The organism is Azospirillum sp. SYSU D00513 (assembly GCF_017356015.1).
GTDB lineage: Bacteria > Pseudomonadota > Alphaproteobacteria > Azospirillales > Azospirillaceae > Azospirillum.
Genome location: NZ_JAFIQV010000080.1, coordinates 1 through 16,230, shown reverse-complemented (window position 1 = coordinate 16,230; position 16,230 = coordinate 1). Strand labels below are relative to the sequence as shown.

15 protein-coding genes and 1 tRNA gene are annotated in these 16,230 nt (G+C 68.2%); 7 read left to right on the top strand and 9 right to left on the bottom strand.

Annotation, left to right across the window (positions count from 1 at the left end; genetic code table 11):
* Positions 1 to 186: 186 nt before the first annotated feature.
* Positions 187 to 867 carry a calcium-binding protein gene (locus JUB11_RS31405; protein WP_207462749.1) on the bottom strand — a complete coding sequence of 227 codons (681 nt, stop codon included), beginning with the start codon at positions 865 to 867 and terminating at the stop codon, positions 187 to 189.
* A 368-nt stretch (positions 868 to 1,235) separates the two neighbouring features.
* Here JUB11_RS31405 and JUB11_RS31400 point away from each other — a divergent pair, with 368 nt between their 5' ends.
* Entirely contained in the window at positions 1,236 to 2,852 is a 1,617-nt protein-coding gene (locus tag JUB11_RS31400) for a tetratricopeptide repeat protein (RefSeq protein WP_207462748.1), read from the top strand.
* A gap of 77 nt (positions 2,853 to 2,929) precedes the next feature.
* On the opposite strand, the gene JUB11_RS31395 is transcribed toward JUB11_RS31400, so the two are convergent.
* Both JUB11_RS31395 and JUB11_RS31390 read right to left on the bottom strand, forming a co-directional pair.
* Positions 2,930 to 3,115 (bottom strand): hypothetical protein, encoded by a 186-nt coding sequence (locus JUB11_RS31395; protein ID WP_207462747.1) that lies wholly within the window; start codon positions 3,113 to 3,115, stop codon positions 2,930 to 2,932.
* A gap of 87 nt (positions 3,116 to 3,202) precedes the next feature.
* Positions 3,203 to 3,355, bottom strand: a complete 153-nt coding sequence (locus JUB11_RS31390) for an entericidin A/B family lipoprotein (RefSeq protein WP_207462746.1) — start codon at positions 3,353 to 3,355, stop codon at positions 3,203 to 3,205.
* Between the two features lie 182 nt (positions 3,356 to 3,537).
* Between JUB11_RS31390 and JUB11_RS31385 the strand changes: the two genes are divergently transcribed.
* From JUB11_RS31385 to JUB11_RS31370, 4 genes are all read left to right on the top strand, one after another.
* Positions 3,538 to 4,899 carry an MATE family efflux transporter gene (locus JUB11_RS31385; protein ID WP_207462745.1) on the top strand — a complete coding sequence of 454 codons (1,362 nt, stop codon included), beginning with the start codon at positions 3,538 to 3,540 and terminating at the stop codon, positions 4,897 to 4,899.
* Positions 4,900 to 5,033: 134 nt separating this feature from the next.
* Entirely contained in the window at positions 5,034 to 7,871 is a 2,838-nt protein-coding gene (gene gyrA, locus JUB11_RS31380; RefSeq protein ID WP_207462744.1) for a DNA gyrase subunit A, read from the top strand.
* Between the two features lie 25 nt (positions 7,872 to 7,896).
* Positions 7,897 to 8,460 (top strand): pantetheine-phosphate adenylyltransferase, encoded by a 564-nt coding sequence (gene coaD, locus JUB11_RS31375; RefSeq protein ID WP_247887460.1) that lies wholly within the window; start codon positions 7,897 to 7,899, stop codon positions 8,458 to 8,460.
* 126 nt (positions 8,461 to 8,586) lie between these two features.
* Positions 8,587 to 8,662: transfer RNA gene (locus JUB11_RS31370), tRNA-Lys, on the top strand.
* 125 nt (positions 8,663 to 8,787) lie between these two features.
* Here JUB11_RS31370 and JUB11_RS31365 read toward each other — a convergent pair.
* The 4 genes from JUB11_RS31365 to JUB11_RS31350 form a co-directional block, all read right to left on the bottom strand.
* Complete coding sequence (locus JUB11_RS31365) at positions 8,788 to 9,009, bottom strand: hypothetical protein (protein ID WP_207462743.1); 222 nt, start codon at positions 9,007 to 9,009, stop codon at positions 8,788 to 8,790.
* Positions 9,010 to 9,445: 436 nt separating this feature from the next.
* Positions 9,446 to 9,802, bottom strand: coding sequence for a DUF4189 domain-containing protein (locus JUB11_RS31360; protein WP_207462742.1), 357 nt, complete (start codon positions 9,800 to 9,802; stop codon positions 9,446 to 9,448).
* 323 nt (positions 9,803 to 10,125) lie between these two features.
* Positions 10,126 to 11,523, bottom strand: a complete 1,398-nt coding sequence (locus JUB11_RS31355) for an APC family permease (protein WP_207462741.1) — start codon at positions 11,521 to 11,523, stop codon at positions 10,126 to 10,128.
* 186 nt (positions 11,524 to 11,709) lie between these two features.
* The gene (locus JUB11_RS31350) at positions 11,710 to 12,054 is read right to left on the bottom strand and encodes a hypothetical protein (protein ID WP_207462740.1); all 345 of its coding nucleotides are present in this window, start codon (positions 12,052 to 12,054) and stop codon (positions 11,710 to 11,712) included.
* 213 nt (positions 12,055 to 12,267) lie between these two features.
* Between JUB11_RS31350 and JUB11_RS31345 the strand changes: the two genes are divergently transcribed.
* Positions 12,268 to 12,720: an acetyltransferase gene (locus JUB11_RS31345; RefSeq protein ID WP_207462739.1), complete on the top strand. Its 453-nt coding sequence runs from the start codon at positions 12,268 to 12,270 to the stop codon at positions 12,718 to 12,720.
* On the opposite strand, the gene JUB11_RS31340 is transcribed toward JUB11_RS31345, so the two are convergent.
* Entirely contained in the window at positions 12,717 to 14,591 is a 1,875-nt protein-coding gene (locus tag JUB11_RS31340) for a potassium/proton antiporter (RefSeq protein ID WP_207462738.1), read from the bottom strand. The genes JUB11_RS31345 and JUB11_RS31340 overlap by 4 nt on opposite strands.
* A 225-nt stretch (positions 14,592 to 14,816) precedes the next feature.
* On the opposite strand from JUB11_RS31340, the gene JUB11_RS31335 reads away from it, so the two are divergent.
* Positions 14,817 to 15,665, top strand: a complete 849-nt coding sequence (locus tag JUB11_RS31335) for a porin (RefSeq protein ID WP_207462737.1) — start codon at positions 14,817 to 14,819, stop codon at positions 15,663 to 15,665.
* Between the two features lie 23 nt (positions 15,666 to 15,688).
* On the opposite strand, the gene JUB11_RS31330 is transcribed toward JUB11_RS31335, so the two are convergent.
* Positions 15,689 to 16,159 carry an RT0821/Lpp0805 family surface protein gene (locus JUB11_RS31330; RefSeq protein WP_348771546.1) on the bottom strand — a complete coding sequence of 157 codons (471 nt, stop codon included), beginning with the start codon at positions 16,157 to 16,159 and terminating at the stop codon, positions 15,689 to 15,691.
* Positions 16,160 to 16,230: the final 71 nt, after the last annotated feature.

Below are 16,230 nucleotides of genomic sequence, written 5' to 3'. Positions count from 1 at the left end.
CTCAACTCCTCGAACCGCCCGGTGCGGACCCGCATGCCGGGTGGTGTGGGAGGGGTGCGGTCCACTAGGATCGCCCCCTATCCCGATTCACGGCTTGGCCGTGCCTCAATCGGCCGGCGGCCGCCCCCAACGGAAAAGGGCCAGGCTTTCGCCCGGCCCCTTGCCTGGAACGGTGTCCTTTGCCGGTCAGGTGAACAGGTAGTCCGACCCGGCACTCAGGCCCACCGCGTCCACCACCAGCGACGAGCCGTCGGTGAAGGCGAAGGTCGTGCTGCTTCCAGACGTGGCGACGCTCATCTGCGCGGCCGTGTAGCCCTGGAATTCGATGCGGTCGATGCCCTTCTCGAAATAGGCGATGTCGTCGTCGCCAAAGCCGCCGGTGGCGGTGCGCATGATGAAGTGGTCGGTCAGACCGTCGAAGTAGCTCTTCATGTGGTCGTTGCCGGTGCCCGGATCGAAGACGTCCGCGCCGCCGTCGCGCATGGTGTCGATCAGCCAGTCGTCACCCGCCCCGCCGGCCATCGTGTCGTTGCCGGTGCCACCCTTGACCGTGTCGTTGTCGGCCCCGCCGGAGAGGCGGTCGTTGCCGGCGCCGCCGAAGATCTGATCGTTGCCGGCGCCGCCGACCATGCGGTCGTCACCGTCGTCCCCGCTGTAGGGGTCGCCGAGCCAGTCGTCACCGGCGCCGCCGTCGAGCGTGTCGCGGCCGGCTCCACCGGAGAGGCGGTCGTTGCCCCATTCACCGTAGAGCAGGTCGTTCCCGCCCATGCCCTGGATCGCATCATCGCCGCTACGGCCGTAGATGATGTCGGCCTCGGCGGTTCCGGTCAGAGAGTTGCTGCTGTTGTCTCCCCAGATCTTCGCCATGCTGTCCTCCTGTGATGCGATGAATGAAAGAATGGCGTCAGGGAGGCAAAGAGAAAAGGAAAACGCCGAGCTAACTCGCTCGGATGAAGGCGGGGCAATACATATTGACGGAGAGCATAGACACTATTTTCTCAATGAATTGTATTTCAGACACAGCATCTGTGGAAAATCTGTGACATAATTAGGGCTGATGAGCTCGCATGGCTGATTTGTACTTAGAACAGGCGATGAGGACTCTGGTTCCACAGCCACTGCGAGGGGTAGAGCAATTTATCGGGGCAGGAAATTGACGCGGGACAGCGGCCTTCGCCGCCTTCTACAATCGGCCAACTGCTTCAATCGGTTGAGTGCTTCCGGACCTCCGCCCCATGCCGCCGAAACCCGACCGCCTCGCCGATCTGCGCCAAGCGCTTGCGCTCCACCAGTCCGGGCGGCTGGAGGAGGCCGCCGGCCTTTACCGCGCCTTCCTCGCGCGCCATCCGAAGGACCCGAACGCGGGGCGCGCCCTCGCAAATCTCGGGGCGATCCATCTTGTGCGGGGCGATCTGGCCGAGGCCGGGCTCCACCTGAAGAAGGCCCTGCGCCTGAACCCCGGCGATCCGCAGACGCTCACGAATCAGGGGGTGCTGCTGCGGGAAAGCGGCCGGCCCGCCGAGGCGGCGGCGGTGCTGCGGCAGGCGTTGCGGCATCGGCCGGACGGCGTCGAGACGCTGGCCAACCTGGGCGTCGCCTTGACCGAAACGGGGGAGCTGGAAGAGGCGGTGTCCTGCCTGGAGCGGGTCCTGTCGGCCCGGCCGGACCACCTCGCCGCCGCCTTCAACCTGGGTGTCGCGCTGGAGCGGCAGGATCGGCTGGAAGAGGCCGTCGCGCGGTACGAGGCCGTCCTGCGGCTCGACCCGCGCCACACCGGCGCGCTCGTCAATCTCGGGCGGGCCCTGTCCGACCTCGGCCGCGGCCGGGAAGCGCTCCAGGCCTGGAACGCCGCGCTGGCGCTCGATCCAGGCAACCCGGACGCGCATTGGAACAGCGCCCTGGCCCTGCTGACCGATGGTGATTTCGCGCGTGGCTGGGACGCCTTCGAGTGGCGCTGGGCGAAGGTCATGCGCAAGGAGCGGCGGAGCTTTGCCCAGCCCGAGTGGGACGGAAGGCCGCTCGACGGCCGCACGCTGCTGATCGGCGCGGAGCAGGGGCTGGGCGACGGCATCCAGTTCCTCCGTTTCCTGCCGCTGGCGGCACGGCGCGGCGCGGGGCGGATCCTGCTGGAGGTGCCGCATCCCCTGCTGGAGCTGTTCCGCGCGGCACCCCTGCCGCCGGAGACGGAGGTCATCGCGCGTGCGCCGGATTATCCGGGTGGGGCGGGCCTGCCGCCCTTCGACGTCTTCGCGCCCATGATGAGCCTGCCGCGGCTGCTCGGCACCGGCGCGGAGCTGTTCGGGGGGGCGGTTCCCTATTTGCGCGCCGATCTGCAACGTCGGCGAAGCTGGGCCGAGCGGCTGTCCGCCGAGGCCGGGGACGCGCGCCTGCTGTGCGGGCTCGTCTGGGCCGGCCGGCCTGCGCACGGCAACGACCGCCGCCGCTCGATGGCGCTCGAACGGCTCCGCCCGCTCTCCTCGGTTCCCGGCGTGCGGCTCGTCTCGCTCCAGATCGGCCCCGCCGCGGAACAGGCCCGCGGCTGGCGGGAGGAGAGGCGGATCATCGACGTCTCGGGCGAGCTGCGGTCCTTCACCGACACGGCCGCCCTGATCATGGAGCTGGACCTGGTCGTCACGGTGGACACGGCGGTGGCGCATCTGGCTGGCGCGCTCGGCAAGCCGGTCTGGGTGCTGCTGCCCTTCGTGCCGGACTGGCGCTGGCAGTGGGGGCGGGTGGACAGCCCCTGGTACCCGACGCTCCGCCTGATCCGGCAGCCGGCGCCGGGCGCCTGGGAGCCCGTGGTGGAAACCGCCGCCGCGGCGCTGGCGCAGCTCGCGGCACGGCAGGGCTGAATGGCAAAGGAAGGCTGAACGCGGAACGGCCGGCGCCCGTCGGGGTGCCGGCCGTCCGTCATGCTCCGCAGCCGGCCTCAGCCGATGCTGGGGTTGGGCATGCCGGGTGCCGGCTGGTCCGCCGGAGGCGGCATTTCGACCGGCGTGTCCGGGTTGCCGGGCATCGGATAGGGATCCGGCGTGTTGGGGTAGGTCGGATCGGGCGGGGCCGGGCTGTCGGGCGAGGGCACCTCGGCCGGGCCGGGATTCATCGGATCGCTCATGGCGGAATCTCCCGTTTGCTCGGTGGTCGCCGGTCTGCGATCACCGGTCGTCTGCGGTGGCTGTTTGTCTGCGGCTGCTGTTCGTCGTCAGTCGGCGGCGCGCTCGATCGCGCGGCCGCCGGCGGTGACGTCCTCGCCCAGCCCCTCGACCGTGTTGCAGCCGGAGAGCAGGGCCGCGCAGGCCAGAACGAAGCTGGCGAGCGCGATCTGGTGCGCGGGGAAGCGAATCGTGCGGGTCATGGCCCCGAACTCCTCCTTGGACAGGACTGAAGAAGGAACGCTCTGCCTCCTTCGTTGGTTCCGCGTCCGTCTGCCGGGGTGGCAAGCTTGCGTGCGGCGACACGCCGGCCCTTGACGGGGTAGGCCGAAAAGCAAAGATTTCGCCCCCTTGGCCGTCCGCGGCCCTTCTTTCCGGTTCCGCCATGTCCGCCGCCGCCCCGATCCCCGCCGAACTCCCCCTGCGCGTCCGGCTGCGCGCCCATGTCGCCGAGCTGACGCGGCTGGCGGCGCCGGCCATCGTGTCGCGCGCCGGGCTGATGGTGATGGCCGCGGTGGACACGGCCATCGTCGGCCGCTACGCGGCCCAGGAACTGGCCTATTACGGGCTGGCGCATCTGCCCGGCCAGGTCATGGCGGCGACCGGGGTCGGCCTCGCCATGGGCACGGTCGCCATGACGGCCCATGCTTTCGGCGCGGGGAACGACCGGGAATGCGGGCGGGTCTGGCGCCGGTCCGTCCCCTACGCGCTGCTGCTCGGGCTGCTCTTCGCCCTCGCCTCCCTGCCGGGCGAGATGTTCTACCGGCTGACCGGCCAGGCGCCGGACCTCGCGGCCGGCGGCGGTGCGGTGCTGGCCGTGCTCGGGCTCGGCATGCCCGGCATGATGCTCTACATCACCACCGGCTTCTTCCTGGAAGGGCTGAAGCGGCCCGTGCCGGGCATGGTCGCCATGATCGTCGGCAACATCGTGAACGCCGTGCTGAACCTGGGGCTGGTCTGGGGGCAGTGGGGGCTGCCGGAGCTGGGCGCCATTGGCTCGGCCTGGGCGACGACGGGGGTGCGCTGGGTGATGGGGCTGGGACTGGTCGCTTATGTCTGGTGGATGCACGACCAGGAACGCTGGGGCGTGCGGCTGAACCCCGGCCGCTGGTGGCGGGACAGCCACGCCCAGCGGCATCTCGGCTATGCCGCCGGCCTCAGTCTCGCGGTGGAGAGCGGCGCCTTCGCGGCCCTCGGGCTCTTCGCCGGGATGATCTCGCCGCTGGCGCTCGCCGCCTACACGATCGGGCTGAACCTGACGGCGCTTCCCTTCATGGCGGCGGTCGGGCTGGCCTCGGCCACGGCGGTCCGGGTGGCCGTCGCCTACGGGCGCGGCGACCGTCAGGACATGGCGCTCGCCGGCTGGACGGGGCTCGGCGTGACCAGCGCCTTCCTGGCCTGCGTCGGGCTGCTGTTCCGCTTCGCGCCGGAAAGCCTCGCGGCGATCTACACCACCGACGCCGAACTCGCCGCCTTCGTGGCGCCGCTCATCGCCTTCACGGCGCTGGTGCTGGTGGCCGACGGCGGGCAGGCGGTGATGGGCAACGCGCTGCGCGGGCGAAACGACGTGTGGATCCCCACCGTGCTGCACTTCATTTCCTACGGGCTGGTGATGATTCCGGTATCCGCGCTGCTGGTCTTCGTACTCGACCGGGGCGTCCTTGGTCTTTTCGAGGCGATCCTCATCGCCAGCATCGTATCGGTGACGATTCTCGGCGCCCGATTCGCGTGGTTGTGCCGCCGCTGACCCGCTTTTTGCCACGGGCGTCGTTGTCTGCACCTGCGAAATCTGATAGGAATTCTTATATTTAACGCTGCATTCGGCGGGAAAGACCTTTCCCGGCCGGACGCCAACGCAGCCAGAAGAATGAGTCCGGTTCCTTGAGCACGACGCCCCTTCCTCCCGCCTCCGACATCTCGCCGATCAACCTCGAAGACGAGATGCGCGCCTCCTACCTCGATTACGCGATGAGCGTGATCGTGAGCCGCGCGCTGCCCGATGTGCGCGACGGGCTGAAGCCCGTGCACCGGCGCATCCTCTACGCGATGAAGGAGGGCGGGTACGACTCGACCAAGCCCTACAAGAAGTCGGCGCGCATCGTCGGCGACGTGATGGGTAAATACCACCCGCACGGCGACAGCGCGATCTACGACGCGATGGTCCGCATGGCGCAGGATTTCTCCATGCGCCTGCCGCTGATCGACGGCCAGGGCAATTTCGGCTCGATGGACGGCGACCCGGCGGCGGCCATGCGCTACACCGAGGCGCGCCTCGCCAAGGCGGCGGAGGCGATGCTCGACGACATCGACAAGGACACGGTCGATTTCCAGTCGAACTACGACGATTCCTCGCGCGAGCCGGTGGTCATCCCCTCGCGCTTCCCGAACCTGCTGGTCAACGGCGCCGGCGGCATCGCCGTGGGCATGGCGACCAACATCCCGCCCCACAATCTGGGCGAGGTGATCGACGCCTGCTGCGCCTACATCGACAACAACGCGGTCACCGACGAGGAGCTGATCGAGCTGGTCCCCGGCCCGGACTTCCCCACGGGCGCCCTCATCCTCGGCCGCTCGGGCGTGCGCGCCGGGCTGACGCTGGGCCGCGGCTCCATCATCATGCGCGCCCGGACGACCATCGAGGAGATCCGCAAGGACCGCTGGGCCATCGTCGCGACGGAAATCCCGTACCAGGTCAACAAGTCCAAGCTGATGGAGCGCATCGGCGAGGTCGTGAACGACAAGATCGTCGAGGGCATCTCCGACCTGCGCGACGAGTCGGACCGCGACGGCGTGCGCGTGGTGATCGAGCTGAAGCGCGACGCCGTCCCCGACGTCGTCCTCGCCCAGCTCTTCCGCCACACCCAGCTCCAGACCTCCTTCGGCGTCAACATGCTGGCGCTGAACGGCGGCCGGCCGGAGCTGATGGGGCTGCGCGCCATCATCGAGGCCTTCGTCCGCTTCCGCGAGCAGGTCATCACCCGCCGCACCGAGTTCCTGCTGGGCAAGGCGCGCGAGCGCGCCCACACCTTGGTGGGCCTGGCGGTCGCCGTTGCGAACCTGGACGAGATGATCGCCCTGATCCGCCGCGCGCCGGACCCGGCCATCGCCCGCGAGGAGATGATCGCCCGCGAGTGGCCGGCCGGGGACGTGACCCCGCTGATCGAGCTGATCGACGAGCCTGGCCACCGCGTCAGCGCCGCCGGCACCTACCGCCTGTCCGAACAGCAGGCCCGCGCCATCCTGGACCTGCGCCTGCACCGTCTGACCGGGCTGGAGCGGGACAAGATCGGCGGCGAGCTGCGCGAGGTCACCGACCAGATCGCGGACTATCTGGAGACTCTGGCCAACCGCGCGAAGCTGCTGGGCATCCTGCGCGACGAGCTGGTCGAGATGAAGGAGCGGTTCGGCACCCCGCGCCGGACCGAGATCCTGGAGCTGGAGTTCGAGGCCGACATCGAGGACCTGATCCAGCGCGAGGACATGGTCGTCACCGTCAGCCAGTCCGGCTACGTGAAGCGCGTTCCGCTCTCCACCTACCGGGCGCAGCGGCGTGGCGGCAAGGGCCGCTCGGGCATGTCGATGAAGGCGGAGGACGCGGTCAGCGACCTGTTCGTCGCCAACACCCACACGCCGCTTCTGCTCTTCTCGTCCCGCGGGCTGGTCTACAAGCTGAAGGTCTACCGCCTGCCCTTGGGCAACCCGCAGGCGCGCGGCAAGGCCTTCGTCAACCTCCTGCCGCTGGAGGAGGGCGAGACCATCACCACCGTCCTGGCGCTGGCCGAGGACGAGGCGACCTGGTCGGAGCTGAACGTCGTCTTCGCGACATCGCAGGGCAACGTGCGGCGCAACCGCATGTCGGACTTCGCCAACATCCGCTCCAACGGCCTCATCGCCATGAAGCTCGAGGAGGAGGGCGAGCGTCTGATCTCCGTGCGCACCTGTTCGGAGAACGACGACCTGCTGCTCGCCACGCGCGGCGGCAAGAGCATCCGCTTCCAGGTGGGCGACGTGCGCGTCTTCTCCGGCCGTACCTCGACCGGCGTGCGCGGCATCCGTCTGGCGCCGGGCGACGAGGTCATCTCCATGTCGATCCTCAACCATGTCGAGGCCAGCCCGGCCGAGCGCGCCGCCTTCTTCAAGAAGAAGCGCGAGGAAGGGGTGGACATGGTCGGTGAGGCTGCCCCCGAGGCGGAGGATGTCTCCGACGAGATCGTCACCCTCACCCAGGAGCGCTACGAGGAGCTGAAGCAGCTCGAGCAGTACATCCTGACCGTCACCGAGCGCGGCTACGGCAAGCGGACCTCGTCCTACGAGTACCGGGTCACCGGCCGTGGCGGGCAGGGCATCTGGAACATGGAGATGAGCGACCGCAACGGCTCGATCATCGCCTCCTTCCCGGTGACCGAGCGCCAGCAGGTGATGATGGTCACCAACGGCGGGCAGGTCATCCGCAGCCCGATCCACGACGTCCGCATCGCCGGCCGCAAGACGCTGGGCGTCACCCTGTTCCGCGTCGGGCCGGAGGAGCGCGTCGTCTCCGTCGCTTCCATCGCCGACGAGGAGGGCAGCGTCGAGAACGCCGTCGAAGCGGGCGTGGAAACCGGCATCGCTGATGGTGCCGCCGACGGCGCGGTCGAAACCGGAATGGGCGACAACGGCCTCGGCGACAGCGGCTCCGGCGACAGCGGCCCGGCCGGCGCCGCCGAGCCGACCGAGTGACGGCGTGACGGAAGGAGCAGCCAGCATGTCGGTAGCCGCCATGTCCCCCAACGCCGCCACGAAGCGCCGGATCGGCGTCTATCCCGGCACCTTCGACCCGATCACCAACGGGCACCTGGACATCATCCAGCGAGCCTCCCGGCTGGTGGACCATCTGGTCGTCGGCGTCGCCCGCAACGCCGGCAAGGGCCCGCTCTTCTCCACCGAGGAGCGGGTCGAGTTGGTCCGCGAGGACGTGGCGGCCTGCGACGGGGGGGCCAGCATCGAAGTGCGGCCCTTCGAGAATCTGCTGATGCATTTCGCGGTGGAGATGAACGCCAGCGTCATCATCCGCGGCCTGCGCGCCGTTTCGGACTTCGAGTATGAATTCCAGATGGCCGGCATGAACTCGCGGCTGAACGCCAACGTCGACACCATGTTCCTCATGGCGTCGGAGCGCCACCAGTTCATCTCCTCGCGATTCGTGAAGGAGATCGGGCGCCTGGGCGGGGATATTTCCCAGTTCGTGACCCCGCGCGTGGCCGCCCGCCTCGCCAGCCGCTTCCAGGCGGAAGGCGGGAAGGGCAACGACCAGCGCGTCCAGGCCTGACGCAAAATTCGGTGAAATCGGCGGCAGCATTTGGGTTGACCGGCAAGGCCGGCCCCCCTATGTTGCCGCCCACCCCGCCGGAAAGAGCCGGAGCCGAAAGGCCGGCGCACCTCCAGGCGGACCGATGATCCGGTAGCTCAGTCGGTAGAGCACGTGACTTTTAATCATGTGGCCGTGGGTTCGAGTCCCACCCGGATCACCACTTTTCCCAATGGTTTAGACTGCTCGTCCAGGCATCGGAACGGACCGGTTTACGAACTGGTCATCGCCCAAACTGGTCGTCGCCGTTGCACGCGCCTTGTTCCCTCGCAGGATGACGCATCCCACTCAATGAGTTGAGCCCTCGCATTGCTTCAGCAGGCCGATGTGTTTCCAGGCCTGGAGTATGTCCTGATGCTGAGCGATGGCTTTGCCGAAGGGATTGATGATCGACATGTCCAGAGCGCCACGAGTGATGAGATCGCGGGCGTTGATCAAGGCGTCCGGATAATCCTCCGCCTCGAGGGCGTGCAATTCTGCGTTCTTTGTAAAAAGAAGGGTGAAGGACACGTTGGCCTCCAGCGCTGTCCGTTACTTTCTACGGGTCCTGCGCGCTCGAAGCGAAACCGAAACAGCGTAAGCGTGGCGCTATTACGATAAGCGTCCCACCACAAATTGGAGCGAATGGATGGGAACGGTGCCACCCGATGACGCGGGAAACACCGCTGGAGGAGTGACGGAGTTCGTCGAAAATCAACGGGCCGGCGGGTGACTTTGCGGCGCTTCGAACCGCGGGTGCTGGCGGCTTGATCGACGTTCAGGTTCGAGCCGGTCAGGAACGCCATCCGTCAGGGCTGCGCATGGCGGCGAGCGTGCATCGATGCCCTGGAACCGCCTGCAGTCAAGATGGGCCACTCCGGCGCCGTCCAGAATGGAGCGGTGGTGGCTGAGCGCCCGGCCACAGACCGGGCCGGGCGCGGCTCACCGCTGGATGACCCGTATGGCGTCATTCACATTGCGAAACGACGATGCGGCACTTTGGACAATCGGTGAGGGCCGCCTCTTCGGCATCGCGCAGGGTCCGGCCATAGCCGATCTGGTAATGGCTCCGCGAACCGGCATAGGCGCCGCAGGTCTCGAACCAGACCGCCACCCGGCAGCTGCGGTTTCCGGCGTCGCGGCATTCCTCCAGCGCGTTGCGTTCCGCTTCCCGGCGGCTGTTCCCCCAACCGACTCCATAGCCGACCTCGCTGGCGGACACACCCTCCTGGTCGTCCACGGCGATGGCGCCGAAGGCCAGGACCGGCCCGGCGGACATCAGAAGAAGGAGCGCGGCCGCGCCCAGGGATTTTCCGTTCAGCATCTCTTCCTGCCTCTGTCCTTGCTTGGTCGTGGAAATCGCGCCGCGCGCTTCATTCTTGTCGGGCAGGATCGATGAACAGAGCTATGAAATGCAAATAAAATCCACTGAATTATCTGTGCAGACAAGCTTCTCTTCGGCATATCTCCTGGTTCATTTCTTTGCCGAAGCAATCCAACCGTCCGGTGTTTTGTCCTTTCGATGAGCCGAAACGGAATTGCGCGAACCAGCCCGTGTTGTAAAGCGTTGGACCTGATTCTCGAACAGAAGAAAGGGACGGCATCCTCTGTGCCGCCCCTTTCATCACCCCAGAAAGCCCAGGGAACTCACTCCGCCGGGAGCCCCGACGGTACGTCGTTGTCTTCCTTTGCCTGCGGACGCAGCGTCAGGTAGAGCGCCAGAATGGCGAGGAGAATGACGCCGGCGATCAGCGGCGCCTTCCAGTCGCCGGTGGCGACGCGGTTGACCAGCAGCGTCAGGCAGACGGCTCCGCCGAGCGCCGGCACGAACATCGGAACCTCGAAGCCTCCGGCGGGCTCGTTCGGGCGCATCTTCAGGACGAGAAGCGCGCCGTTCACCACCGTGAAGACGAGCAGCAGAAGAAGCACCGTCGCCGAGGCGAGCTGCGTGATGTTGCCGAGCATCGAAAGGCCGATCACGACGACCAGCAGCGCCAGGACGGCGATGTGCGGCGTCCGCCGCACGTGATGGACGCGGGCCAGCGGCGCCGGGAGCAAGCCCTGGCGGGCCATGCCGTAGGCGAGGCGGGAGGCGGTGACGTAGTTCAGCAGGGCGGTGTTGGTGACGGCGAAGACCGTGATGCCCAGGAAGGCGACGGGCGGGAACCACGGGGCTGCCTTCTCCACCACCGCCGTCAGCGGGCCGGCGGCGGCGGCCAGATCCTGCCAGGGAAGGACGGACACCGCCGTTATGGACACGGCCATGTAGATCAGGGTCGCGCTCGCCATCGCCATGATGATGCCCAGCGGAAGGGTGCGGCGCGGATTCTTGACCTCCTCCGCGATGTTCAGCGTGTCCTCGAAGCCGATGAAGGAAAAGAAGGTCAGCACGGCGCCCTGCATCAGTAGGACCATGCCGATTCCGGTCTCCCCGCCGTCGGCGGACGGCGGCGTCTCCAGCAGGTTCGCCGAGCCCCAATATTGCGCGCCGACCGCGATCACCAGCAGCAGGCCCAGCGCTTCGACCGTCGTGCAGACGACGTTGAGCCACATGCATTCCCGGATGCCGCGGAAGACGATGCCGGACATCGCCAGGAGGAAGCCGACGGCCAGCACGGTCGCGGGTATGTCCTCGAACAGGCCCAGGCTGCGCAGGTTCTCCGCCACGACCCGCGACTGGGTGGCGACCGAGGTGAGGGCGGAGCACATCACGGCGAGCCCGACCACATAGGTCAGGCCCGGGCGGTGGTAGGCCCGCTGCGTCACATAGGCCGCACCCGCCGCGCGCGGGTAGCGCGACCCGATGGAGGCATAGGACAGCCCTGTCAACAGGGCCGCGACCATGCTCACCAGGAAGGCGAGCCACACCGTGTTGCCGAGTTCGCCCGCGGCCTTGCCGACCAGCCCGTAGATCCCGGCGCCGAGCATGCCCCCGAGGCCGTAGAAATACATCTGGGCCAGCCCGATGGTGCGTCGTAGCGGCGGATCCCCTTGGGGATCGGAGGCGGAAGCGGCGGGAACGGCATCATCGTTTCGTTGCGTCATGATCTGCCTGCCGGTTGAGTGGCTTCGGCCACCCGCACCCCGGGGAGGGGGCGTGGCCGTCGCGGCCTTCACTCAGCCGTAACAGAAGCGCAACGTCTTGATCGCGGAACACGCGAATCGTGAGTGCCTTCCTGCGGAAGGGCGGTGATCAGGGACGATTGCCGCGCGGCCGCGCGGGGCAGTCGGTCAGGCCGGCCTTTGCGAAGGCACGAGGCGCGCCAGGATGTCGCGCAGGCGGATCATCTCTTCCAGGCTGTCCTGCTCCATCGCATCCTGGCAGGCGGCGTGGAAGTCCAACGTATCCTGGCAAACATTCATGTAGCCGTCGAGCATGCCGCGGCAGGAGGCCAGCCGGTCACCGATGCCCGACACCTGTTCCTCCAGGCGGCTCAAGCTGTCCGTGTACTGCTCCATGCTGGACTTGTAGGCGCGGCGCGCCCTGGCGAGCTGCATCACCTCCGGGCCGACGACGTTGTCCGCCCGATGCTCGATCCCGCTTTCCACAGCCTGGCGCGCCAAAACCTTGCTCATGTCCTGCTCCCTTTTCCTGAATGCTCTTGATACGGCTTCCGGTTGAAATTGGATTTTGGCTTTAGGTTGTAGGCGCAAGAGGATAGGAACCCTAACCCTGGAACTCGGGGCAGCGCTTTCAATATTGTGGCCTTGCTCGATGGAGCCGGGCGTCCCTATTCTCCCGGCCCCCGCGCGAATGGGCGCTCCATGAACCGAAGGCAAAAAAACGCGATGCTCACGATCCGGCCGTCACGACCCGAGGACAGGGATGCGCTGTTCGGCATCTGGCTGGCGGCGGTTCGGGCGACGCATGACTTCCTGACGGAGGAGGACATCGCCTACTACGCCGGACAAGTCCGCGAGGCCTATCTCCCCCAGGCGGAATTTCTGGTCGCGGTGGACGGGGCGGACCGGCCGGTCGGCTTCATGGGTATGACGGGCGCGAAAATCGACGCGCTCTTCGTCGATCCGTCCCGGCACGGCCAGGGTGTAGGCCGCGCCCTGGTGAGTCAGGCGCGGTCGCGCGTGCCCGTCCTGGAGGTGGACGTGAACGAGCAGAACGGCCGAGCCCGCGCCTTCTACGAGCGGCTGGGCTTCCGCGAGACCAGCCGTTCGGAACTGGACGACAGCGGCCGGCCCTTTCCCCTGATCCACATGGCCCTGATGGAGGGGACGGGAGGCTAATCGCCTCCCGGATCGCGCTCGCGCTTCGAACCGGCCTTGGCTTGGGCGTCCCGCCGCTTCTCCTGCTTCTGCCAGCGGCGGAAGGAGCGTCGGCCCCACCAGCTCCGCAGCCTTTCGCGGATCCGGCGCGGGCGGCCGAACAGGGGCAGGCGGGGCTTCGTGACGGTTGTCGGCTCCAGCGCCAGCCCGACCGCCAGGATCTCGCCTTCCTGCACGTCCCGGACGATCAGCTCGACGCCGCCCATGCGGATGCGGTCGCCCAGCTCGCAGTTCCCGCCGAACTCGTTGCGCAGCAGCTCCCGCAGGGTCAGCCGGGCGTTCGCCATCGCGAGCGGCAGCCCGTACATCTCGGCGATCTGTCCGACGGTGGCGTCGGGGCTGAGTTCGAGATCACCGTAGAACTCCCGGTCGTCCTGCTCCAGCGCCCGGCTGCTGCTGTAGAGCCGGTCGATGAGCGGCAGCTGCTCGGGCGGGGTGAAGAGATAGACGAGGTCGCCCGGCTGCACCGAGCGCGTCTTGTGAAGCGGCACCGCCTGCCCCTCGCGGATCACCAGCGAGGGACGTCCCCAGCGCGGCAGCCGCTGCCCGCGCCCGGCCGGGCTCTGCGGGTGCACGCGGTAGGACACCAGCTCCTGTCCGACCTCACCCGGCAGTTCCAGCTCCACGCGCTCCACCGGGCCGCGGCGCGGCGGCACGATCAGCCCCAGCCAGCGGGCCATGGGACCGATGGTCCAGCCCTGCACCAGCAGGGAGACGATCACCACAAGGAAGGCCGTGTTGAAGATCACCTGCCCGTTGGGCAGGTCGCCCAGCACCGGCACCAGCGCCAGCAGGATGGAGACGGCGCCGCGCAGGCCCACCCAGGCCAGAAAGGTCGTCTCGTTCGGCGTGAAGCGGAAGGGCAGCAGGCAGAGCCACACGGCCAGCGGCCGCGCCACCAGGATCAGCACCAGCGCCACCGCCAGCGCCGGCAGGGCGATGTCGCCGAAGTCGCTGGGCGTGGCGAGCAGCCCCAGCATGACGAACATCACGATCTGGCTGAGCCAAGTCAGGCCGGAGTGGAAGCGCTTCAGCGCCAGGGCGCCGCGAAGCTTCACGTTGCCGGCGACGAGCCCCGTCACATAGACCGCGAGGAAGCCGCTGCCCCCCAGCATGTTGGTCCCTGCGAAGATGAACAGCGCGAAGGCCAGCGTCACCATCGGCGCCAGACCCGCCTCCAGCCGCGTGGCGCCATTGATGACGGCGGCCAGCAGGTAGCCGCCGAGGATGCCGAGGATGGCTCCGCCCGCGATCTGCAGGATGAACATCTCCGCCAGTTCCAGCGGCGTGCCCCAGCCGTTGGTCGCGGCCTCCAGCAGCGTGATGGTGAGGAGGATCGCCATCGGGTCGTTGCTGCCCGATTCGATCTCCAGGGCCGAGCGCACCCGGTCGCGGATCGTGATGCCGCCGACCCGCAGCAGGAAGAAGACGGCCGCCGCGTCGGTGGAGCTGACCGCCGACCCCAGCAGCATCGCCTCGATCCAGGGCAGGCCGAGCAGATGATGCGCGGCCACCCCGACCACGATTGTCGTCACCCCGACGCCAAGCGTCGCCAGCGTCAGGGCGGGCCAGGCGGCGGCGCGGTAACTCGACAGCTTCGTGTCGAATCCGCTCTCGAACAGGATGACGGCCAGCGCCAGCGAGCCGATCAGGAAGGCGGAATCGGCGTCGTTGTAGGCGATGCGGCCGATGCCGTCCTCGCCGGCCAAAAGCCCAACGCTGAGGAAGATCAGAAGCAGCGGCGTGCCGACCCGCAGGGCCAGGAAGCTGGTGAGGACGCTGGCGATCAGAAGGATCGACCCGATGAGAATGACGTAGCTGGTCGCCTCCATGGCCTCGCGCGTTCTTCCCCGTTGCGGATCGCCTTGCCGGCTGAGGCGCCCATCCTGTCGGTTTTCACCCCCCGCCGCAACGTGGCCGGACGCCGCATCGCGCAATGGCGCGGTTTATTCCACGGATGGCGCCATGTCCCATTCTTGTTACGGGCTTGTCCCCCGCCGGCCCTGCTCAGGCTGCTATTCCTGCCGCACCGCACTCCAACGGCAGGAAGGTTCGTCATGGCTCGAATCACAGGATTCCCGACATTGGCGGCAAGCCTGCTCTGGACCGGCGCCGCGCTCGCCGACCCGGCTGCGACTCCGCTTTCCCCGGCGCCCCTATCCCTGCTGGCGGGATTCTACGAGGCCGGGCAATCGGCTTCTCCCGACATGCCGGTGCTCACCGCTTCGAGCTACCAGAAACGGGCGATCGCGCTCGGCGGCTGGGGGCAGGTGGAGCTCGGCCAGACGGAGGGGCCGGCCAGCCGCCTCGTCCTGACGGCGCCCGCGCGCAACGCCGCACCGGCCAGCACCGGATTCAACGCCAGGGCGGCCTATTACTCGCCGCGGCTGCTGGGCTTCCAACTCGGCATCAGCTACGCCCCCCTGCGCGTCGGCTACGGCAACGGCGACTCACCCACCGAACATATGGTCGAGGGCGGCATCCGTCACGAGGCGAGCCTCGGCAAGGCCAGGCTTCGCTTGACGGCCGGCGGCGGCCGCGCACGCAAGCGGGCGGACGAGGCGGCGCTGCACCGCTCCTGGACGGCGGGCGCGCAGGTCGCCCTGTCCGGCCTGACGGTCGGGACCACCCTGCGTGAACAGACTCCCGTGCGCGGTCCCACCACCCGCACCTGGAGCGCCGGGATCTTCTACCAGCAGCCCGGAACGATGGGGAGCTGGAGCCTCGCCGGCCGCCTGGACCGGGTAAAGGTCGGCAGCGAGCCGGAGATGGACGCCTGGACCACGGCACTCCGCTACCGCTGGTCGCCGAAGCTCAGCCTGTCCGCCGATCTCGGCACCATGGCGGCCGACGGAAGCCCGGCGGAGGACACCCGCGTGCTCTTCGGCACGCGGCTGCGTTTCTGACCGCCGGCAAACGGCGAGGGGCGTCAGCTCATGAGGCGCCAGTTTCCATCATTGCCCTGGCAGGCGGTGCCCCGTGCGGTCTCGTACCGGCCATCGACCACGATGGTGTGGGTGTAGTCGCGGCAGAGCTGGCCGTTGGCGTTCTGGTAGCTGCGCACCGGTTCGACCGTTCCGGTGTAGCCGCTTTGCGGGTTGTCCCAGCGGATGGTCTGGTTCTGGGCGATGGCGTTCCGCTCGGCGACTGCCGCCTGACGCTCGTCGGCGGGGTCGAGGCGGCGCGCGATCTCGCGGCCCGCGAAGGCGCCAAGCAGCGTGCCCACGCCCACCGCGACCAGCTTGCCGGTGCCGCCACCGATCTGGGAACCGATGACCGCGCCGACACCGGCGCCGCCCAGCGTGCCCAGCGTCTCCGAACCGCTCATCCCGGCGACGCCGCCCCCGCCCTGGTTGGCATACCCGCCGGTCCCGCCGTAGCCGCCTTGTATCACGGGCACAGACGTTCAGGCTCGGTGTTGAAAGAGCTTGAACGGACACGGGAGAGGGGCGCCGCGTCCGCCTTGAGGTT

Coding starts and splice junctions, on each gene's coding strand:
- JUB11_RS31405 (WP_207462749.1), bottom strand. CDS start 867: ATGGCGAAGATCTGGGGAGACAACAGCAGCAACTCTCTGACCGGAACC.
- JUB11_RS31400 (WP_207462748.1), top strand. CDS start 1,236: ATGCCGCCGAAACCCGACCGCCTCGCCGATCTGCGCCAAGCGCTTGCG.
- JUB11_RS31395 (WP_207462747.1), bottom strand. CDS start 3,115: ATGAGCGATCCGATGAATCCCGGCCCGGCCGAGGTGCCCTCGCCCGAC.
- JUB11_RS31390 (WP_207462746.1), bottom strand. CDS start 3,355: ATGACCCGCACGATTCGCTTCCCCGCGCACCAGATCGCGCTCGCCAGC.
- JUB11_RS31385 (WP_207462745.1), top strand. CDS start 3,538: ATGTCCGCCGCCGCCCCGATCCCCGCCGAACTCCCCCTGCGCGTCCGG.
- coaD (WP_247887460.1), top strand. CDS start 7,897: ATGTCGGTAGCCGCCATGTCCCCCAACGCCGCCACGAAGCGCCGGATC.
- JUB11_RS31360 (WP_207462742.1), bottom strand. CDS start 9,802: ATGCTGAACGGAAAATCCCTGGGCGCGGCCGCGCTCCTTCTTCTGATG.
- JUB11_RS31355 (WP_207462741.1), bottom strand. CDS start 11,523: ATGACGCAACGAAACGATGATGCCGTTCCCGCCGCTTCCGCCTCCGAT.
- JUB11_RS31350 (WP_207462740.1), bottom strand. CDS start 12,054: ATGAGCAAGGTTTTGGCGCGCCAGGCTGTGGAAAGCGGGATCGAGCAT.
- JUB11_RS31345 (WP_207462739.1), top strand. CDS start 12,268: ATGCTCACGATCCGGCCGTCACGACCCGAGGACAGGGATGCGCTGTTC.
- JUB11_RS31340 (WP_207462738.1), bottom strand. CDS start 14,591: ATGGAGGCGACCAGCTACGTCATTCTCATCGGGTCGATCCTTCTGATC.
- JUB11_RS31335 (WP_207462737.1), top strand. CDS start 14,817: ATGGCTCGAATCACAGGATTCCCGACATTGGCGGCAAGCCTGCTCTGG.